The sequence below is a fragment of the Anaerovibrio sp. RM50 genome (genome assembly GCF_000622005.1).
Lineage (GTDB): Bacteria > Bacillota > Negativicutes > Selenomonadales > Selenomonadaceae > Anaerovibrio.
On the sequence record NZ_JHWV01000005.1, the window covers coordinates 74,599 to 95,127 of the forward strand.

The following is a 20,529-nucleotide window of genomic DNA, read 5'->3' on the forward strand; positions in this document are numbered from 1 at the left end:
TTATTGATTAATAGCTATTATCCCTGTACCACTTCAACCTTGATGGTGGAGGTGATTTCCGGATGTACTTTAATGACAGCCTCGTAGGTGCCAACTCCGGAAATTTCGTTTTTAAGGGAAATCTTGCGCTTGTCAATGTCGATGTTGTGCTTCTTCTTCAATACCTCAGCAATGTCCTTGCCACCTACGGAACCGAAGAGACGGCCGTTTTCACCGATTTTTACGGGAATGGTCACGCTGACCTGGGACAGCTGTGCTGCCATAAGCTTGGCCTCATCTGTATCCTGTGCCTTCTTGCGGGCGGCGGAGCCGGCCTGGGCCTTGGCTACATTTATATTGTTGGAAGTAGCCTCTACTGCCACCTTTTTTGGCAGCAGGAAATTGCGGCCGTAGCCGTCGGAAACCTCTACGATATCACCTTTTTTGCCTACGTTCTTAACGTCCTTCTGCAGAATCACTTTCATTGCTATCAAACTCCTCTATAAAGCTATTTGTGTATTCCAATACTTGATCATAAACATCGTCCACGGTGCCGTCCTTCAGCTGGGTGCCCGCCACATTCTGGTGGCCGCCACCACCAAAGTTTTCCATAATTAGCTGGACGTTGATGTCTCCCGCGGAACGGGCGCTGACACCAACGGTATTCTGGGTAAGCTGGAATATTACAATACTTACCCGCACACCCTCGATTCGCAGCATGGAGTCAGCCACCTGGGCTGCCACCACCTGGATATTTGGCATGACCTCCGGACATTTTGTAATAATAAGGCCATTTGGCAGCATATTTGCTGTGGATTTGGCCCTGGCCTCTGCCACCTCCGTGGCAAAGTCGGTTCTGAAGAGCTGGCGCACAGCCACCAGATCAGCACCCCAGCGGCGAAGATATGCCGCTGCCTCAAATGTACGCACACCCACCTGTACTGCAAAGTTCTTGGTATCCACCACAATACCGCAATAAAGGGCTATTGCCTCTATGCGGGTGAGCTTAAGCTCGTCCCCGAAGTACATGAGCAGCTCTGTAACCAGCTCGCTGGTGGAGCTGGTGGCAGTTTCGGTGTAGGCGATTTTTGTGTTTTTAATACAATTTTCGCCGCGGCGATGATGGTCGATAACCACAACCTGTTCAATGCGCTCAAGCATATCAGGGGCGGCAGTGAGATGTGGAATATAGGTATCCACCACAAAGAGTACCGGATTTTTGGCAGTAATATTAACTACCTTTTCATTTTGAATGAAGAGACCGGCGTATTCTTCACGGTTATTGAGCATTTCAATGATTTTGTCAATGCCCTCGTTCATATCGCTGAGGATAATGTGTACGGGCTTTCCAAGGGTTTTGGCCATACGGGCCACGCCCATGGCGGCACCCAAAGCATCGAAGTCCTCGTTGTGATGGCCCATGACGAAAACCTCGTCGGCAGTCTGCATAAGGGCCTTGATGTTGGAGGCCATAACTCTGGCCTTAACGCGGTTTTGCTTCTCCAGAGCCTTTGTTTTGCCGCCGAAGAAGCTGGTCTGGCCGTTCATCATAATGGCCGCCTGATCACCGCCACGGCTCAGGGCCAGATCCAGCATGGCCGAGGCCTGCTGACCCAGCTCAATGTAGGTCTGACGGTCTGCCACGGATATACCCATACTCAGGGTAACAGGCAGCTTGCTGGTGGTGTTGAAGAGATTATGAATCTTGTCCAGAATGTTGAACTTTTCGCCAATGGCCATGTCCAGACTGCGGCGCTCTATAACCGCAATGTACATATCACGGCTGATATGACGGCTGTAGCCCTCCAGATGATTAATCCATTCGTCAATCATCTTGTTGGCCTCAAAGGTGAGGCTGTTTCTTTCCGCATCGTTCAGTCCCTTCAGTACATCATCGTAGTTATCAATCTGGATATACATCAGGACGGAGCGGCTGTCAGCGTGGATGCGCTTCAGCAGCTGGTACGGAGTATCATCAATAATATAAAGTGCCATAAGTCCGCAGGAGTCGTCCTTGGTGGAAATTGGCACGTATTTTACTTTGTAATGAACGTTTTCATGGATAAATACGGTTTCCCCGTTTTTGCCCCAGATGTTGTTCAGATCCAGCTCCGGCCAGAAGGCATCCTCGCCTCTGTGAATGCACATACCGTATTCGGGAATAACCCTGATGTGCTTTTCCAGCTCCTTGTTAAACCACTGAAGACGTCCGTTTTTGTCCGTAATGACAATCATCTGCGGCAGATTGTCCAGGGCGTAATTGGAGGCATCGTTAACATTGGAAATAACCGTGTGGCAATAATGGGCGAATTCCTCACTGCGGTAACGGCAGCGCTCATACCCAAAAAACAGGGTGGCACACCATACCATCAGCGAAGCTGCACCAATATACCAATTGTAAAGGAACAGTACCACCACCAAAAGCAGGGCGGCGACGTGGATGATGGCTATATCAATCCAGGCATTTAGATTTCTAGGCATTTTATAAACCTCGATTCCCAATTAGTTGCGTTTTGCGGAAAAACGCTTGCGATAATCAAAAATCATATCAAACAGGCCCACAAATGCTAACAGTTGAGCTATTAGCCCGTTAATAAATATGAAACCGATAATAATCCAGAACATCAGACGGGATATTTTATTCCGCAGCAGACAGCTGAGCATGGCCACACCCTGCACAAAGCCCGCTGTGGAGGTAAGGAAAAACACGTTGTAGGAGGCCTGCTTCAAAAGCTCGATATTTCTGGATTCGCCCCAGTAAATACCCACCAGTGAAAAGCCAAAGAAATAGAAAATGGCAACAGGCAGCCGCCACTGGTCCAGTGAAGGCAGGTCTGGTGTCTGATGGCCAAGGCGCTTCAGCACCTTCCGGCCCACGATGAAATTTATGCCAGTGGTAATAAGGCCAGAGCATACCACCACCAGTGGCATCAGCATGCCCACCAGCTGGAAGGCCTTGCCAAAATTATCCTTCATTTCAGCCAGCTTTTCCGGTGGAACACCCATGGTTTCATAAGCAGAGATAGAAGCGTTGAAGGATTCCTCCAGAACCTCCAGCTGCATATTTAATGGGTTGATGCCAGTCATGGCAAAGAGCATGGCCAGTGCCGCCAGCATGGCGATTATGGCCGCTGCCAGTGAAATTAACAAAGTCTGGCTGGCGGGAAGCTGTTTTCTGAAGCCATAGCCCAGGGCGATAGCCGGAGGGGCAAAGCCTGCCACCATGCGCACCGCAGTCATGGGCTCTATGAGAATGGCCATAATAATGCCAGCAGCCAGTACGCTGAGAAGTGCCCACTTAATGCCGTGCCTTACCACAAGAACAAGTATCGGCAGGGGCCAGATTAGAATGGCAATATCCCCCAGAAGGGGTACATAGGCTCCAGCCAGGGCTACTATAACAGTTATGGCCGCCAGAAGGCTGCTTTCCGTCATAGATTTTATTTTTACATCAGCCACGTTGATTAAATCTCCTTAATTTGTAACGTGAAGGGGAGAAAATCCCCGCATTATTTTGATATTATACCATTTTATGAAAAAACATGCTACTTATGGGGGATTGGCCAGAGGAAAGGGCCTGTGAAAATGAGACAAAGGTACAAATATTGCTTATTATTGTTGGTAAAGAAATAAAAAGAATATATAATAGATGTAGAAAAATATACCCTGGAGGTGTTTTATATGGATGAAAAAAAGTTGTTAAAGCTGCAAAATGGCAGTGATATCAGAGGCGTCGCCATGGAAGGTGTTGAAGGCGAGGATGTTACCCTTACCCATGATGTGGCCAATGTTATCAGTGCAGCCTTTGTGAATTTTTTGGCCGAGAAGCTGGGCAAGCCCGCCTCTAAGGTGAAAATTGCCATTGGCCATGACTCCCGTCTCAGCGCCGAAAGCCTTAAAGAGGCTGCCATTGAAGGGACCATGAATCTGGGGGCAAGGGTTTTTGACTGCGGTCTCTCTTCCACCCCGGCCATGTTTATGTCCATTGTTTTTGAGGACACCCAGATGGACGGTGCCATTATGATTACCGCCAGCCATCTGCCATACAACCGTAACGGACTTAAGTTCTTCACCGCTGAAGGCGGTCTGGAGAAGGCTGATATTAAGGCCATTCTGAAGGCTGCCGCCAAGCTGGAGCCGGCGGATTACGATATCAGCGACGTGGAAACTCTGGAGCTCATTGACCTTTACGCAGAATACCTTTGCGACAAGATCAGAGTGGGGGCCAATCTGGAGGAAAACTATATGCAGCCACTATCCGGCATGAAGATCGTGGTGGATGCGGGCAATGGCGCTGGTGGATTCTTCGCTGACAAGGTGCTGAAGCCACTGGGGGCAGATACCACAGGCAGCAAGTACCTTGACCCGGACGGACGGTTCCCTAACCATGTGCCAAATCCTGAGAATAAGAAGGCCATGGCTTCCATTAAAAAAATTGTCAATGAATCCAATGCTGATCTGGGCCTGATTTTTGATACTGACGTGGACCGCATGGGTGCTGTACTTCCTGATGGGAAGGAAATCAGCCGTAATGCCCTTATAGCCATGATTGCAGCTATTTTGGCCCCTGATTATCCTGGCAGCACCATTGTTACAGACTCCGTAACCTCCGATGAGCTTACGGAATTTTTGGAGGGAACCCTTCATCTGAAGCATCACCGCTTCAAGAGAGGCTACAAGAACGTTATTAATGAGTGTATCCGCCTTAATGAGGAGGGCACTGAGTCACCATTGGCCATTGAAACCTCCGGCCATGGGGCATTGCAGGAAAACTACTATCTGGATGACGGAGCATATCTTGCTGTTAAGCTGATTATTGCCGCTGCCAAGGCAAATCGTGAGGACAAGACCCTTGCCAGCCTTATTGAGGAGCTGGGATATCCTGCAGAGGCCAGGGAATACCGTCTCAATATCACTGGTCTGGAGGATTACAAGACCTACGGCAGAGGGGTGCTGGAGGAATTCCGGGAGCTGGCTGAGGCCAGAGGAATTCAGGTGGCTTCCCCGTCCTACGAGGGTGTGCGCCTTGTATTCCCAGATGAGGGCTGGATTCTTCTCCGTCTGTCCCTCCATGATCCAAATATGCCAATGAATATTGAGGGCAAGCATGACGGCGACTGCGAGAAGCTCACCCAAATTGCCAGGGAGCTGGTATCCGGCTTTGTAAACCTCGATGACAGCGTTATAGAATAAGGCTTTGTATACATGGCGGAGCGGTTGACAGTGTCTTAGGGCTAATGCTATGATGTATACGGATAACAATGGGGTGAATAATTTTTCCCCGCCCGTAAAGTCGGGCAATACGTGTTTTCTTTTTTTAAGGAGGAATTGCATCAATGATCGAACGGTATACCAACCCTGAGATGGGTAATATCTGGACACTGCAGCATGAATTTGAGGTTATGCTGGATGTTGAAATCGCTGCTTGCGAAGCCATGGCAGAGCTGGGAGAGATTCCAAAGGAGGCTGCCAAAAACATTCGTGAGAAGGCCCATTTCGAGCTTGACCGCGTAAAGGAAATTGAGAAGGAAACCAACCATGATATTATTGCTTTCCTGACCAATGTGGCTGAGTATGTAGGCGATGATTCCAAGTATATTCACAAGGGGTTGACTTCCAGTGATGTTAAGGACACTGCCCTTGGCATTATGATGAAGAAGTCCGCTGAGCTGATTATTGATGATTTGAAAAAATTCCGTGAGGTGTTAAAGCGCCGTGCTGCTGAGTTCAAGCACACTGTATGCATCGGCCGTACCCACGGAATTCACGCAGAGCCTATGACCTTTGGTCTGAAGCTGGCTCTCTGGATGAACGAGATTGACCGTGATATTGAGCGCGTGGAGCATGCCAAGAAAATCGTTTCCGTTGGTAAGCTCTCCGGCGCTGTTGGTACTTACTCCAATATCAATCCAAAGATTGAGGAGCTGGTTTGCCAGAAGCTGGGCATTACCCCTGCTCCATTGGCTACCCAGGTTATTCAGCGTGACCGTCATGCGGAGTACATGACCACACTGGCCATCGTAGCAAGCTCCTTCGAGAAGTTCGCTACTGAGATCCGCAATCTCCAGCGCACCGATATCCGTGAGGCTGAGGAATACTTCAGCCCCGGCCAGAAGGGATCTTCTGCTATGCCTCATAAGCGCAACCCAATTACCTGTGAGCGCATTGCTGGTATGGCCCGTCTGGTTCGCGGCAATGCTCTGGCATCCATGGAAAATATTGCCCTCTGGCATGAGAGAGATATTTCCCATTCCTCCGTAGAACGTGTTATCCTGCCAGATTCTACTATTAATGTAGATTACTGCATAAAGAAGTTCACCAACATCATTGACAAGCTTCTGGTTTACCCGGATGCCATGATGGAGAATCTGAATAAGACCGGCGGTCTGATTTTCTCCCAGCGCATTCTCATTGCCCTGGTATCCAAGGGAGTGCTCCGTGAGGACGCTTACAAGTGGGTACAGCGCAATGCCATGAAGAGATGGCTGGAGAAGGAAGACTTTAAGACCAATATCAGCAAGGATGAGGACGTAGTGAAGTACCTGTCCCAGGATGAGATTGACGAGTGCTTCAAGGTAGATTACTTCCTCCGTCACGTTGACATGATTATGGCTCGCTTCGGACTGTAATAAATTGATTTTTGAATTTGTTAATAAAGGGGCCGCCTAAGCGGTCCCTATACTTTTTTATAAATGTATCGAAATATATCAGATACTGTTTTTGAGGGGAGAGACCTTTATGGCTTCAGTAGTAATCCTTGGAACCCAGTGGGGTGACGAAGGCAAGGGAAAGATTGTTGATTATTTGGCACAGCAGGCAGAGGTGGTTGTCCGCTCCCAGGGGGGCAGCAATGCAGGCCATACCGTGGCTGTTGATGGTGTTGAATACAAGCTTCGCCTTATGCCATCCGGAATTTTGTTCAAGGGAACCTTGAATGTGGTGGGCAACGGTGTTGCCTTTAATCCAAAGGTTATGCTTCAGGAAATGGACGGCATGATCGAAAAGGGCATTGATGTAAGCGGTATCCGTATCAGTAACCGCGCCCATGTGGTAATGCCATATCATTGTGAGATGGATGTTTGCCTGGAGGAAATGAAGGGAGCCAACAAGGTTGGCACCACCAAGAACGGTATCGGCCCATGCTATGTGGACCGCGACAACCGCATTGGTATCCGTGTATGCGACCTTATTGACAAGGAAGAATTTGCCAAGCGTTTAAAGGAAAATCTGGCCATCAAGAACAAGCTGATGGCTGGTGTTTTTGGCAGGGAGCCATTTGATTACGATGCTATTCTGAAGGAATACGAGGGCTACGCTGACCGCCTCCGCCCTTATGTATGTGATACCATTGCCCTTCTTCACGATGAAATCAAGGCTGGCAAGAAGATTCTCTTCGAGGGTGCCCAGGCCACCATGCTGGATATTGATTATGGTACATATCCTTATGTAACTTCTTCCCACCCTGTTTCCGGCGGTGTGTGCGTTGGTGCCGGCGTTGCACCAAGGGACATTGATAAGGTTGTGGGCGTAGTTAAGGCTTATTGTACCCGCGTTGGTGAAGGCCCATTCCCTACTGAGCAGCTTAATGAAATCGGCGACAAAATCCGCGATGCTGGCCATGAGTATGGCACAGTTACCGGCCGTCCACGCCGCACAGGCTGGCTGGATGCATGCGTAGTCCGCTATGCGGGAATGCTGTCGGGAATTGACTATATGGCCATTACCCGTCTGGATATTCTGGACATTATGCCAGAAATCAAGATGTGTGTGGGCTACAAGTACAAGGGTGAAATGCTCAACGAGATTCCTGCTTCCCTTAAGGTGCTGGCTGAGGTTGAGCCTGTTTACGAGACCTTCGAGGGCTGGCAGACTGATATCAGCGGTATCAGAAAATATGAGGACCTTCCAGAAAAGGCCCGCATTTATCTGGAGCGCATGTCCGAGGTAACGGGCATTAATCTGGGTATCGTGTCTGTAGGACCTAACCGCGACCAGACCATTATTATCGCTGATGATTTGTTCAAATAAAATATAACGAGCTTTAAGATGTCCCCCACCTCTTTAGGTGGGGGAAAACAAACTACAACAGCTTGCGAGCATATCTCCCAGCTCGTTGAAACGCTAATTGGAAGATTTTTCTTCTAAAGAAGAAAAATTTGAACAATGGCGTTATAAAAATGTAAAGACCGCTAGGAGAGGTTCACAATCGGAACGCTCGCGCTCACTAGTTTGTGAACCTCTTCTACCTTTTTATACGATATTTATAGGAATCGGGCTGATAAATGCAGTCCGATTCCTTTTATGTTATAATGAAAAGTGTGTTGTTTGTGTGTGCTTCGGGCACATTTATTTTAAGGAGAGTTTGTTATGCTTGAATTAAAGGATTTGACCTATCAGGTTGAAGAAAATAATGAGACGTTGACCATTATTGATCATCTTGACCTCACCATAGATGACGGCAAGTTTATTGTTATTACAGGCCCTAATGGCGGCGGCAAGTCTACCCTTGCCAAGCTGATTATGGGAGTGAAGGAGCTTACCTCAGGCCAGATGATTTTCGATGGGGAGGATATTACTGAGTGCTCCATTACTGACCGCGCCCGTAAAGGCATCAGCTTTGCCTTCCAGCAGCCGGTTCATTTCAAGGGAATCAAGGTATTGGATTTGCTTCGTCTGGCCACTGGAGAAAATATTTCTGTAGCCGCAGCCTGTGAGTACCTTTCCAAGGTGGGCCTCTGTGCCAAGGAGTATATTGACCGTGAGGTTAATTCCTCCCTTTCCGGCGGCGAGCTGAAGCGCATTGAAATTGCTACTGTTTTGGCCCGTGGCACCAAGTTCTCCATCTTTGATGAGCCTGAGGCTGGAATTGATATCTGGAGCTTCCAGAATCTTATCCAGGTCTTTGAAAATATCAGAAAGACCGTGAAGGGCACTGTGCTGATTATTTCCCATCAGGAGCGTATCCTTAATATTGCCGATGAAATCATTGTTATTGAGGACGGCAAGGTGAAGAAGCACGGTCCGAAGGATGAGATTCTCCCAGAGCTTTTGGGCACCGCTGATGCGGTTAACAGAGCCTGCAGCAAGATGAGTTAAGGAGGCATTTTAAATGTTGGATAATATTCAGAAGCAGCTGCTGAAGGAAGTGGTTGATCTTTATAAGATGCCGAAGGGGGCCTACAATATCCGTGCCAACGGTGAGAAGGCTGCCCGTAATACCACGGAAAATATTGATATCGTTACCAAGGAGGACAAGCCTGGTATTGATATTATCATAAAGGACGGCACCAAAAATGAGAGCGTTCATATTCCTGTTGTTCTCAGCGAAAGCGGTCTCAAGGAAACCGTTTACAACGATTTTTACATTGGCGAGGACTGCGATGTGGTTATTGTGGCAGGCTGCGGTATCAGCAACTGCGGCACCCATGATTCCGAGCACGACGGTGTTCATCGCTTCTTTGTGGGGAAGAATTCCAAAATCCGTTACGTGGAGAAGCATTACGGCGAAGGTGACGGCAGCGGTAAGCGCATTCTGAATCCTGTAACTGAGGTTTATCAGAAGGAAAACAGCTACGTGGATATGGAAATGGTGCAGATCAAGGGGGTTGACAGTACCCACCGCATTACAAAGGCGGAGCTGGGTGAGGGGGCAACCATGATTGTCCATGAGCGCCTTATGACCCACGGGGAGCAGAAGGCCACCAGCGTTTACGAGGTGGAGCTTAACGGTGAAGGCTCCAGCACCGATGTTATTTCCCGTTCCGTTGCCAAGGACAGCTCCGAGCAGATTTTCGAGGCAGCCATTATCGGCAACACCGTATGTAACGGCCATGCGGAATGCGATGCCATTATTATGGACAATGCCCACGTGGTGGCAGTGCCAAAGCTGGATGCCAGAAATGTGGATGCAGCCCTTATCCATGAGGCAGCCATCGGCAAAATCGCCGGTGAGCAGCTTATTAAGCTCATGTCCCTGGGCCTTACAGAAAAAGAGGCCGAGGAGCAGATTATCGGTGGATTCCTGAGATAAGAAGTTTTGCATTCTATACTATAAAAACTACATAAAACAATTTAAAAGCAGAGTCAATTTTGGCTCTGCTTTTTTGCTGTAATTAACTATTTCTGACCATCAGCCAAATTTATACGTCAGAAAAGAGGATAATAAATTCTGCTAACGAATAAAGAATATGTTCATAAAAACAACAAGCAGGTGATTGTTATAAATACGGAAAGCAACAAGCAAAAATATTTGTCTGAGAAGTTTATGGTGGTTTTTATCGCTTTTATGAATATGTTTATTCCCCTTTCCATTGATTTGTATCTTCCAGCCCTGCCGGAAATGGGTGGATATTTTAATGCTCCCCAGGCCCTGGTAAGTCTTACCGTTACATCTTTCTATATAACTTATGCCATTTCTATGATCATGTTTGGCCCTTTAAGCGATAAATATGGGCGACGGCCTGTTTTGATGTCAGGGGCATGTATATATACCCTTGCCTCAGTTCTCTGTGCCCTGTCCCCCAACATACATGTCTTAATCGGCGGACGTATTATGGAGGCAATTGGCGCAGGCGCCACTATAACCGTATCAACTGCACTGATAAAGGACATATTCAGTGGGGAACGGATGAAAAAAATCCTGGCTATTACTCAGGCATTGGGGGTAATTGCACCAATGGTGGCCCCTGTTATCGGTGGTGTATTGCTCATCTTCACCTCATGGCACGGGGCATTTATCCTGCTGTCAATTTTGGGCACAATTAATTTTCTGCTGGCATGTCTCTTTACGGAAACTCTTTTGCCACAGGAGCGTTATCATGGCACAATAGTTAAATCCATGTCCTTGCTTTGGGACGTGGCCCGCCGCAAGGTGTTTATTGTGCTGCTGTTGGTGTTTGCCTGCTTCTCAATCCCATTTATGGCCTATATTAATTTATCCGCCTTCATATATGTAGAAAACTTTGGCTTATCGGCCCAAACCTACAGCCATTACTACGCCCTTAATGCATCCTTTTCAATATTGGGGCCATTTTTATATCTGCAGCTAAGCAACCGTCTGTCCCGGGTTAAGCTCACCCATGTCTGCTTTGCCTTTGCTGTCATCAGCAGTGTGGCTTTGTTTACTGTGGGACAGAACGGTGCAATTATATTTTTGATGTGCTTTGTACCATTTACCTTGGCCAATTCCTTTACAAAATCCCATTGCATGAACTGGTTATTGGGTACTACCGACGACAACGCCGGAACAGCCTCGTCTGTCATTAAGTTTGTGCAAACCATGTTTGGCAGCATTGGCATGATGGCGGCCTCTCTGCCTTGGCCAAATTATGTTCACGGACTGACCATAATTATGCTGGCAGCAGTATCATTATCCTTCATACTGTGGCAATTTGCCCAAAGAATTGCCTGCAATGCCAAGAATGTGTGAATTATGATAAAATACTGCTCACTATGGATAATACCTATAAAACGGCGTTATAATGGTATCAAGCAGATGAATATTATCGACTTTTTTGTGGATGAATCGCTTTAGGAGGATGGGTATGAATTATATAAAATATTTTGCGAAGATATTTGTTTTTGCCCTTATTATTTCCGGGCTGCTGGGCTGTGGGACGGAGATGGCCCAATCCAGGGAGATACAGCACCGCCTTGCTCATTACAAGCCGGTCCTTAAATGGGAGAAGCTCATTTCCAGGGATGACATGGTAAGCATTATGGGGTCTGCCACTGTGAGTCAGGAGCAGATGGTGAGATATATCCTCTCCCGCAATCCCAATCCGAAGATAAACTGCTCTCTGGAGGAGCTGGTGGCTGCCTACTATCAGGAGGCCGGGGATGAGGGAATCCGTCCGGATGTGGCCCTTTGCCAGGCCCTGAAGGAAACGGGATTCTTTAACTACGGAAACGACGTAAAGCCTGCACAGAATAATTTCTGCGGTCTCGGAGCCACGGGGAACAAGGAACCAGGCTACAGCTTCTATACCCCAAGGCGTGGTGTCAGGGCCCATATCCAGCACCTGATAGCCTATGCCACCACCAGAATGCCAAGGAAGGATATGGTGGATCCAAGATTCAGCATTTTGGTGGAAAAATATCCTCAATATCACGGCAGCGCCCAGTATTGGCCGGACTTAAACGGCCGTTGGGCAGTTCCCGGTACCACATACGGTCAGGAAATATTGAAGCTGTGGCGTGAGGCCCAGTCCTTTCGGGGGGAGACCACGGATTTAAGTAAAGCAATTATGGCCGCCAAGGCTGAGCCAACCAGTATTGGGGCCTGGGAAAGGGTTTATTGGCTGGCACTTTCCAATGGCAATTATCCCGAGGCTGTCAACAGCATGGACGCTGTGCTGAATCTGGACGGGAAAAATGGTGATGCCTACGTGAAGCGGGGCAATGTGTATAGGGAATGGGGCTACAATGAAAAGGCCCTGGCAGATTACAATTCTGCCCTTGCCCTTGACAAGCACAATTATGATGCCCTCGCAGGCAGGGCCTATCTTTATGCAGTAAACCAAAAGACAAAGAAGGCTCTGGCAGACTACAATACCATGCTGAATATGTATCCGGGGGACACAGTAGCCCTTTATAATCACGGCTGCCTTATGGCTGATGAACGTCACTACGACGAGGCACTGGATGATCTGGAAATGGTGCTGACCCTGGATCCGGACAACGAATATGCCAAGCTGGCCTACGATGATTTAATGGAATATGCAAAAAAATAAAAAAGCGAGGGCTTTGCCCTCGCTTTTTTTAATTATTTTCTGCCAGCAATTTTCCTATTACGAAAAAGCTGCCGTTGGCCTTACAGAACAGCTTCCCCTCCTCATTTTTCAGCTCGCACTCGCACATCATGGTACGGGAGCCGTTATGTACCACATGGCCGGAGGCAATGAGCTTTTCTCCCAGAGGCACACCCTTTATAAAATTCATGTTGAAGGACAGGGTTACCACCTTTTTATTGTGGGAAAGGCAGGCGGCACCCATGGCAGTATCCGCCAGACTCATGAGGGCTCCCCCGTGGGACATTTCGTAGAAATTGGTGTGCTTCCTGTCAATTTTCATTTCCAGGACAACTGAGCCCTCCTCCACATTGTCCACCCAAATATTCAATAATTCCACGTAAGGATTATCCTTGTAGAAAAGCCGCAGATGCTTGGTGAGTCTGTTTACTAAACTGTCTGTCATTTTAATACCTCGCTAATTTTTTCCTATTTCATATATGCTATAATATTACAGTATATATAGATTATACCATTACAATATACGTTAATTATACGCCAATTGGCTGGAAAAGGAAAAATTACATGAAATATAAGTATTATTTTTTTGATTTTGATTATACCCTGGTAAATTCCGAAAAGGGCATTGTGGAATGCTTTTTGCGGACTTTGGAGGAGTTTAATATACCTGCAAAGCCCTGGGATGAAATAAAGCTTACCATAGGCATGCCAATGATGGAGGCCATTGCCCAGGTTACGGGGCTCACTGATGAGGGGGAAAAGTATCAATTCCTTTTGGCCTACAAAAAATACGCCGCAGAGCTGATGACGGCCAATACCCATTTTTTCCCGGATACCATTGCCACCCTTGAAAAGCTGAAGGCAGAAGGGTGCCATGTGGCTATTATTTCCACTAAAACACGCCATCGCATTGAAGAAAAATTCCAGCAGGACGGTCTCACCTATCTTATTGATTTCATCATTGGCAATGAGGATACCACCGCCAGCAAGCCTGATCCCCAGGGCATCAATATGGCCCTTCAGCGCACCGGCGCTGAGAGAAAGGATGTGCTTTATGTGGGGGACAGTCTCTATGATGCAGGGGCGGCGAAAAATGCCCGGGTGGATTTTGCGGCAGTGCTGACGGGAAATACCTCCAAGGAGGAATTTTCCCCTTATCCCACTGTGCAGATAATAAATAATTTAAGTGAACTCCAATGATATTCTATTTTTCCGTAATATGGGAGACAAAAATATGGCTTCAAAAATAAACAGACGGTCATTTTTAAAGGTCTTTGTCACCGGCATATTTTCCGCTATAATGGGGAAATTCAATAAATCCTCTGCTGCGGCGGCTGGCAGTGATATTTATATGCCCCGTCAGCTCATAACCAAGGACAGCACCACCTCCCGCACCATTATGTGGCATTCCCGCAATCCCCATGCTTCACTGCGGGTTGATGTAAGGGACAGCGGGGGAAATGTTTCATCATATATGGGAAGCGGCGGACTGTTTCAGGATGATGGTGAAAGCTTCTATATAAATAAGGTGTTGATAAACCGACTGCAGCCCGGGATTCGCTATACATACCAGATAATCCAGGATGGAGCCACTACCCCCTGGTATCAGCTGGAAACCAGTGACAATGAAAAAATGGAGGCCCTTATATTCCCGGATTCCCAGTGCTCTGATGGCTACGTCACATGGGGGCGGGTGGCATCAGGGGCCTTTAATGCCCATCCTAATATTAATATGTTCATTAACATGGGGGATCTGGTGGATAACGGTGAGGCGGCCTATCAGTGGCGTCAGTGGTTCAATGCCATAGCTGCCTATATGCCCTCAAAGATTTTTGTGCCCCTCATGGGCAATCACGAAACCTATAATCTCAGCTGGAAGTGCCGCATTCCCCATGCTTTTCTGAATTTCTTTGCTGTTCCGGACAATGAGAGCACAGTCTTTCAAAGGTATTATTATTCCTTTGATTATGGCCCGGTGCATTTTATTATGCTTAATACCCAGTTTGAGGAAATTGATCCACTTAAGCCCGGTCTCATGGAGGAGCAGCTTCAGTGGCTTCATGGGGATGTGGAGGCTTCGGATAAGCCATGGAAGATTGTGCTCATGCACAAGGATATTATTAATTATGACAATCTTGGCAGCAGTGACCCCATGGGGGAAATAGATGAAGTGGGAAAGCGTTTTATGCCTCATTTTGATGAGCTGGGAATTCATCTGGTATTTACAGCCCATCAGCACACCTACAGACGCCACGGCCATATATATAATTTTGAGCCATCGGATAAAGGGCCTGTTTATGTGGATACAGGGGTGGCGGGAAATTGCCGCTACAGCGTGCCCCGTACACAGCGGTTTGACAAAATTATGCTGCCCCAGCCGGAAACGGACAATTATCTGACCATTAGGGCCACCAGTACGGACATTTCAGTACAATGTTATCTCCCTGATGGACAAGTGGGGGATTCTTTTGTATTGACTAATAGTAAACAAGTGTAACTGATTTTGGTAAAAAGACCTATTTATTTTTAAAAAATCTTGTATTTCTCTCTTGACAGAGGTATTTTAGAGCCGTATAATGTATACACAAGGTCAGGAGAGGTGGCCTCGTCGTTTTACGTGAGGATATTACGGCGGACGTCACAGACCTAAGCAAAGGCGGATAGAAATTCCGCCTTTTTCTTGTGCAAAAAATACTTGTCAGACAATTATAAATAATAACACCAAAAGTCAATACAAAACAATACTGTGGCACTGTACAGTTATTTGTAAAGCCACCGATTCTTATTAGGGGATATTAGCTCCTCCTAATAAATATAATGGCTGGCTTAAAATATTCCTTATATCATTCGTATTTTAGAAAAAAAATAGACCTAGACTTTACAAAAATAAGGTTTCGTACTATACTCTTAGATATACATTTTGTATAGTTTGGGCAATGAAGCCCGTAGCCCCGGTGATTGCCGGAGTTGCGGTATTTTTTTGCATCTTTTTTCCATGTGAATTATTTAGGAGGAGGATGGATTATGGATTATGGACTTATAATAAAACAGATCAATGACTTTGTGTGGGGCCCGGTCATGCTGGCATTGCTGGTGGGCACCGGCGTTTTTCTCACAGTGCGGCTCAAATTTAAGCCTTGGCTTAATCTGCCTTACGCCATTAAGATGATTTTGGCCAAGAAGGATTCCTCGGAGGGTGATGTTACCCCCTTCCAGTCCCTGATGATTGCCCTTTCTGCAACGGTGGGAACTGGTAATATTGTTGGTGTGGCCACCGCCATGGTATTGGGTGGACCGGGTGCTTTGGTATGGATGTGGATTTCCGCCGCCTTTGGTCTTTCCACCAAATATGCCGAATCAGTTTTGGCCGTTAAGTATCGTGAAAACAATAACCGTGGTGAAATGGCCGGCGGACCTATGTATGCCATGAAAAATGGTATCGGCGGCTTCGTGGGCAAGACCATGGCAACCCTCTTTGCGGCCTTTGCCGTTTGTGCTTCCTTTGGTATCGGCAACATGACCCAGGCCAATTCCATTGCCGCTGCCTTTAATTCCAGCTTCCATGTGGATCCCGCCTTCGTAGGGGCTATTCTGGTTATTCTCACCATGGTGGTGCTCTTTAAGGGCGTTCGCTCCATTGGTGCTGTATCCAGTATTGTAGTGCCAGTTATGGCTGCTTTTTACATGGTTGTAACTGTGGTGGTTATTATTGCCAACGGGGCAAATCTCCCGGCTGGTATTGCTGAAATCTTCACCATGGCCTTTGCCCCTGAGGCTATGGCCGGCGGTGTGGGTGGCTCCATTGTGGCTACTATGATGTCAGCCATGCGCTGGGGTGTGGCCCGTGGCGTATTCTCCAACGAGGCTGGCCTTGGTTCTGCCCCTATTGCTGCGGCAGCAGCCCGTACTGACCATCCGTCCCGTCAGGGCTATGTTAATATGACCGGTACCTTCTTTGATACCATGATTATCTGCGTCCTTACAGGTCTGGTAATCGCTTCCTCCGGAGCATTGGGCACCATTGATCCTGAAACCGGCAAGGCTGTGTCAGGCGCTCATCTTACTATTTTGGCATTTTCTACTGTTTTCGGCGATCATGCCAGAGTGATTATTTCCTGTTCACTGGCCCTCTTTGCCTTCTCCACCATTCTTGGCTGGGAGTATTACGGGGAAAAGGCACTGGAATATCTGTGGGATAATCACGACCTTACTGTAATGTACAGAACAGTATATGCCTTTGTAACCTATATCGGTGCCACCCAGGCCCTGGATATGGTATGGGATTTCTCCGATACCGCCAACGGCCTTATGGCCATTCCAAACCTTATCTGTCTCCTGTGGCTCAGCAAGGATGTGGCCCGGGAATGCTTCGATTATGAGGAGCGGGTAGCAGTTCGGGAGAAGAAGGGCGAGAAGGTAAATCTAAATCTTGAATCCACGGACTACGCAAAGAAGAGTCTGATTTAAAATAGCATAAAAATAAAAAGCTAGGGTAAATGCGGTGCATATATGTGCCACATGCCCTAGCTTTTTTACTATGAAATCTTAGTTCATCAAATCTGAAAGATGCAGATGAACTTTAGATTTCGTGTAAGGGCTGATGAAAGCCTGTATGCTTTCATCTTGCTTATGTAGTGGTTTTAAGAAAAATGGCAGTTAAGACAGTATATTTTGATAATAATTTAAAATATACCGCCTTAACTCTTGAAATAACGATATATACAAATGTCATGGGATAGCGGGTGTCCTTATACCATGCGAAACGTTTATAACGCCATTGTTCAAATTTTTCTTCTTTAGAAGAAAAATCTTCCAATTAGCGTTTCAACGAGCTGGGAGATATGCTCGCCAGCTGTTGTAGTTTGTTTTCCCCCACCTAAAGAGGTGGAGGACATCTTAAAGCTCGTTATATTGCATTTTAATTTACCATGTTTTGGGTCTGTTATGAGATAGCATTTTGGAAGAATATCGAGTGATATTGAAATATATTTATAAAAAATACTAAAAAAATAATATAATAATATATTCATACCTAGATAAATAAAGTGTAGTGTGATATTATGTTTTTAAGAAATTTAAATTTAGCACTTGAGATAGGAAGGAAAAGACATGAATGAAAAAGTATCACAACATATGCCTAATGTGCCAATAAACTCAAGGGGGATACGTGACCTGGTATACACTATCCGTGGACAGCAAGTTATGTTGGATGCTGATTTGGCGGATCTTTACCAAGTTGAGACAAGAATTCTGAATCGAAATGTAGCACGCAATATCAGCCGTTTCCCGGAGGATTTCCGTTTTCAATTAACCAAGGAGGAGTTGGAAAACTTGAAATCCCAAATTGGGATTTCAAGGGTCAATGAGCATGGTGGCAGAAGAACATTGCCTTATGCGTACACCGAACAAGGTATTTCAATGTTGGCCAGCGTTCTTAAAAGTGATACAGCTATTCGTGTCAGTATTGCGATAATGAGGACTTTCGTGGAAATGCGACGCTTTATTGCAAGCAATGCTGTGCTATTCGAACGCATAGAAAGAGCAGAATTACGGCAACTGACATATCAGAAGGATACTGACGAAAAGTTTGAGCAAGTATTTGATTTTATCCACAATCATACGGAGTCTAGCCAAAAGATGTTTTTCAATGGGCAAATATACGATGCTTTCAGCCTGTTAGTAAACTTAATTCAGAAAGCTACAAAAGACATTATACTCATAGATGGTTATGTAGATATAAGCACGCTAAATTTATTGGCAAAGAAAAAGGATAAGGTCTATGTGGAAATATATACTTTATCAAATACGAAATTGACGGCTACCGATATTGCCACCTTTAACAGTCAATATCCTTCAATTATAGTCAAGCATACAAACACTTTTCATGACAGATTCCTTATTCTCGACCACCAAGAGGCGTATCATATAGGTGCTTCTGTTAAGGATGCTGGAAAGAAGTGCTTTGCCATTACGCTATTGCAGGATATAGCTTTAGTGCGGGAGCTTTTGGCACATTTATGAAACAAGAGACTGTGCAGACATCAGCGGCACCAGCCTCCGTTGGGAGATTGGGGCCACCTTCCAGCCGGACGACAAGACTCCTATGACCCTTGATCTTAACCTTACTGGTTTTGCAGGGCAGAAGCGTGGTCTCGCCGGCGGTGTATCCGCTCTGTGGCATTTCTAAATAATCTAATTGCTTAAAAATTTAAAAAGCTAGGGTACTGCTGAATTATGGCAGTATCCTAGCTTTTATTTATGGTTAGAATAAAAGGTGAGGCAACGCCTCACCCTTTTAATTATCTTAAATAGCTTCCAAAGCCTGTTTTAAATCTGCAATAAGGTCCTTCTTGTCCTCAAGACCGCAGGACATGCGCACCAGCCCTGCTGGGATGCCGGCCTCTATAAGCTGCTCCTCTGTAAGCTGTCTGTGGGTGGAGGTGGCAGGGTTCAGACAGCAGGTGCGGGCATCAGCCACATGGGTTTCAATGGCTGCCAGCTTCAAATGCTTCATAAAGGCCTCTGCTGCCTTGCGTCCACCCTTTAACTCAAAGGATACTACGCCGCAGCCACCCTGTGGCAGATACTTCTGGGCAAGGGCGTTATACTTGTTGCTCTTAAGGCCCGGATAATTAACGGAAACAACCTGTGGCTGACTTTCCAAAAATTCAGCTACGGCCTGGCCATTTTCCACGTGACGTCCCATGCGTACGTGGAGGGATTCCAGCCCAAGATTCAGCATAAAAGCACTCTGTGGTGACTGTACACAGCCCAGATCACGCATAAGCTGTACAGTGGCCTTGGTAATAAAGGCTCCCTCATTGCCAAATTTTTCTGCGTAAACAAGACCGTGGTAGGACTCATCTGGGGCAGTTAAGCCCGGGAACTTGTCCTTATGGCCCATCCAGTCAAATTTTCCACCATCGATAATGGCACCGCCAACAGCTGCACCGTGACCGTCCATGTACTTGGTGGTGGAATGGGTAACAATATCCGCACCCCACTCTATAGGGCGGCAGTTTACAGGGGTAGGGAAGGTGTTGTCAACCACCAGAGGCACCCCGTGTTTATGGGCCACTCTGGCAAATTTTTCTATATCCAGAACTGTAAGGGCCGGATTGGCAATGGTTTCACCGAACATGGCCCTGGTATTTTCCTTAAAGGCGGCGGACAGCTCCTCCTCGGAGGCATCCGGGGAAACAAAGGTGGATTCAATGCCCATCTTTGCCATGGTTACAGCAATAAGGTTAAAGGTGCCCCCGTAAATAGAAGATGATGCCACAATATGGTCTCCTGCCTCGCAGATGTTAAAGAGGGCGAAGAAATTGGCGGCCTGGCCGGAGGAAGTAAGCATGGCAGCACTGCCCCCCTCCAGATTGCAAATCTTGGCTGCAACGGTGTCGCAGGTAGGATTCTGCAGACGGGAGTAGAAGTAGCCTGTGGCCTCCAAATCAAAGAGCTTGCCCATATCCTCGCTGGTATCATATTTAAAGGTGGTGGACTGAATTATTGGTATCTGGCGCGGCTCCCCGTTGCCAGGAGTGTAGCCGGCCTGCACGCATCTGGTGTTAATGGAATAATCCTGATTCATATACAAATCCCCTTTTTATTAATATGAAAAAATTACAACGCAACGAGATAATTATAACGCAAATGTTCAAATTTTTCTTGGCTTTTGCCAAGAAAAATATTCCGAACAGCGTTTCAACGGAATGGAAGATATTTCTCTGGTTTTTATTTGGCAATATCTTTCATGACGTTATAACGCAATTGTTCAAATTTTTCTTTACTATTTATAAAT

16 protein-coding genes are annotated in these 20,529 nt (G+C 46.7%); 11 read left to right on the plus strand and 5 right to left on the minus strand.

Annotated features, from left to right (window positions below):
- Positions 1–17: 17 nt before the first annotated feature.
- The 3 genes from rplI to T525_RS0102360 are packed head-to-tail and all read right to left on the minus strand — an operon-like array spanning position 18 to position 3,438.
- Entirely contained in the window at positions 18–464 is a 447-nt protein-coding gene (rplI, locus tag T525_RS0102350) for a 50S ribosomal protein L9 (protein WP_027405864.1), read from the minus strand.
- Positions 436–2,460 (minus strand): DHH family phosphoesterase, encoded by a 2,025-nt coding sequence (locus T525_RS0102355; protein ID WP_027405865.1) that lies wholly within the window; start codon positions 2,458–2,460, stop codon positions 436–438. Before T525_RS0102355 ends, rplI begins: the two co-directional genes overlap by 29 nt.
- A gap of 21 nt (positions 2,461–2,481) precedes the next feature.
- Complete coding sequence (locus T525_RS0102360; RefSeq protein WP_027405866.1) at positions 2,482–3,438, minus strand: YybS family protein; 957 nt, start codon at positions 3,436–3,438, stop codon at positions 2,482–2,484.
- A gap of 222 nt (positions 3,439–3,660) precedes the next feature.
- Between T525_RS0102360 and T525_RS0102365 the strand changes: the two genes are divergently transcribed.
- From T525_RS0102365 to T525_RS15430, 7 genes are all read left to right on the plus strand, one after another.
- Positions 3,661–5,172 carry a phosphoglucomutase gene (locus tag T525_RS0102365; protein ID WP_027405867.1) on the plus strand — a complete coding sequence of 504 codons (1,512 nt, stop codon included), beginning with the start codon at positions 3,661–3,663 and terminating at the stop codon, positions 5,170–5,172.
- 143 nt (positions 5,173–5,315) lie between these two features.
- The gene (gene purB, locus T525_RS0102370) at positions 5,316–6,608 is read left to right on the plus strand and encodes an adenylosuccinate lyase (RefSeq protein ID WP_027396762.1); all 1,293 of its coding nucleotides are present in this window, start codon (positions 5,316–5,318) and stop codon (positions 6,606–6,608) included.
- A 109-nt stretch (positions 6,609–6,717) separates the two neighbouring features.
- Positions 6,718–8,007, plus strand: coding sequence for an adenylosuccinate synthase (locus T525_RS0102375; RefSeq protein ID WP_027405868.1), 1,290 nt, complete (start codon positions 6,718–6,720; stop codon positions 8,005–8,007).
- Between the two features lie 339 nt (positions 8,008–8,346).
- On the plus strand, positions 8,347–9,075 hold the full coding sequence (locus tag T525_RS0102380; RefSeq protein ID WP_027405869.1) for an ABC transporter ATP-binding protein: 729 nt from the start codon (positions 8,347–8,349) through the stop codon (positions 9,073–9,075).
- A gap of 13 nt (positions 9,076–9,088) precedes the next feature.
- Complete coding sequence (locus T525_RS0102385; RefSeq protein ID WP_027405870.1) at positions 9,089–10,009, plus strand: SufD family Fe-S cluster assembly protein; 921 nt, start codon at positions 9,089–9,091, stop codon at positions 10,007–10,009.
- A 234-nt stretch (positions 10,010–10,243) separates the two neighbouring features.
- On the plus strand, positions 10,244–11,407 hold the full coding sequence (locus tag T525_RS13955) for a multidrug effflux MFS transporter (RefSeq protein ID WP_072031611.1): 1,164 nt from the start codon (positions 10,244–10,246) through the stop codon (positions 11,405–11,407).
- A gap of 115 nt (positions 11,408–11,522) precedes the next feature.
- Positions 11,523–12,710 (plus strand): glucosaminidase domain-containing protein, encoded by a 1,188-nt coding sequence (locus T525_RS15430; RefSeq protein WP_051533353.1) that lies wholly within the window; start codon positions 11,523–11,525, stop codon positions 12,708–12,710.
- 28 nt (positions 12,711–12,738) lie between these two features.
- On the opposite strand, the gene T525_RS0102400 is transcribed toward T525_RS15430, so the two are convergent.
- Positions 12,739–13,173: a PaaI family thioesterase gene (locus T525_RS0102400; protein WP_027405871.1), complete on the minus strand. Its 435-nt coding sequence runs from the start codon at positions 13,171–13,173 to the stop codon at positions 12,739–12,741.
- 119 nt (positions 13,174–13,292) lie between these two features.
- On the opposite strand from T525_RS0102400, the gene T525_RS0102405 reads away from it, so the two are divergent.
- From T525_RS0102405 to T525_RS0102420, 4 genes are all read left to right on the plus strand, one after another.
- Positions 13,293–13,928, plus strand: a complete 636-nt coding sequence (locus T525_RS0102405) for an HAD family hydrolase (protein ID WP_027405872.1) — start codon at positions 13,293–13,295, stop codon at positions 13,926–13,928.
- 34 nt (positions 13,929–13,962) lie between these two features.
- Positions 13,963–15,225 carry a metallophosphoesterase family protein gene (locus T525_RS0102410; RefSeq protein ID WP_037324906.1) on the plus strand — a complete coding sequence of 421 codons (1,263 nt, stop codon included), beginning with the start codon at positions 13,963–13,965 and terminating at the stop codon, positions 15,223–15,225.
- Between the two features lie 527 nt (positions 15,226–15,752).
- Positions 15,753–17,195, plus strand: coding sequence for a sodium:alanine symporter family protein (locus T525_RS0102415; RefSeq protein ID WP_027405874.1), 1,443 nt, complete (start codon positions 15,753–15,755; stop codon positions 17,193–17,195).
- A gap of 642 nt (positions 17,196–17,837) precedes the next feature.
- Positions 17,838–18,749, plus strand: coding sequence for an ORF6N domain-containing protein (locus T525_RS0102420; protein WP_027405875.1), 912 nt, complete (start codon positions 17,838–17,840; stop codon positions 18,747–18,749).
- 283 nt (positions 18,750–19,032) lie between these two features.
- Here T525_RS0102420 and T525_RS0102425 read toward each other — a convergent pair whose 3' ends face one another.
- Entirely contained in the window at positions 19,033–20,319 is a 1,287-nt protein-coding gene (locus T525_RS0102425) for an O-acetylhomoserine aminocarboxypropyltransferase/cysteine synthase family protein (protein WP_027405876.1), read from the minus strand.
- Positions 20,320–20,529: the final 210 nt, after the last annotated feature.

Excerpts from the sequence above, each read along its gene's own strand:
- rplI (WP_027405864.1), bottom strand. The coding sequence starts at position 464 with ATGAAAGTGATTCTGCAGAAGGACGTTAAGAACGTAGGCAAAAAAGGT.
- T525_RS0102375 (WP_027405868.1), top strand. The coding sequence starts at position 6,718 with ATGGCTTCAGTAGTAATCCTTGGAACCCAGTGGGGTGACGAAGGCAAG.
- T525_RS0102400 (WP_027405871.1), bottom strand. The coding sequence starts at position 13,173 with ATGACAGACAGTTTAGTAAACAGACTCACCAAGCATCTGCGGCTTTTC.
- T525_RS0102405 (WP_027405872.1), top strand. The coding sequence starts at position 13,293 with ATGAAATATAAGTATTATTTTTTTGATTTTGATTATACCCTGGTAAAT.
- T525_RS0102410 (WP_037324906.1), top strand. The coding sequence starts at position 13,963 with ATGGCTTCAAAAATAAACAGACGGTCATTTTTAAAGGTCTTTGTCACC.
- T525_RS0102420 (WP_027405875.1), top strand. The coding sequence starts at position 17,838 with ATGAATGAAAAAGTATCACAACATATGCCTAATGTGCCAATAAACTCA.
- T525_RS0102380 (WP_027405869.1), top strand. The coding sequence starts at position 8,347 with ATGCTTGAATTAAAGGATTTGACCTATCAGGTTGAAGAAAATAATGAG.
- T525_RS0102355 (WP_027405865.1), bottom strand. The coding sequence starts at position 2,460 with ATGCCTAGAAATCTAAATGCCTGGATTGATATAGCCATCATCCACGTC.
- T525_RS0102385 (WP_027405870.1), top strand. The coding sequence starts at position 9,089 with ATGTTGGATAATATTCAGAAGCAGCTGCTGAAGGAAGTGGTTGATCTT.
- T525_RS13955 (WP_072031611.1), top strand. The coding sequence starts at position 10,244 with ATGGTGGTTTTTATCGCTTTTATGAATATGTTTATTCCCCTTTCCATT.
- T525_RS0102415 (WP_027405874.1), top strand. The coding sequence starts at position 15,753 with ATGGATTATGGACTTATAATAAAACAGATCAATGACTTTGTGTGGGGC.
- T525_RS0102365 (WP_027405867.1), top strand. The coding sequence starts at position 3,661 with ATGGATGAAAAAAAGTTGTTAAAGCTGCAAAATGGCAGTGATATCAGA.
- purB (WP_027396762.1), top strand. The coding sequence starts at position 5,316 with ATGATCGAACGGTATACCAACCCTGAGATGGGTAATATCTGGACACTG.
- T525_RS15430 (WP_051533353.1), top strand. The coding sequence starts at position 11,523 with ATGAATTATATAAAATATTTTGCGAAGATATTTGTTTTTGCCCTTATT.
- T525_RS0102425 (WP_027405876.1), bottom strand. The coding sequence starts at position 20,319 with ATGAATCAGGATTATTCCATTAACACCAGATGCGTGCAGGCCGGCTAC.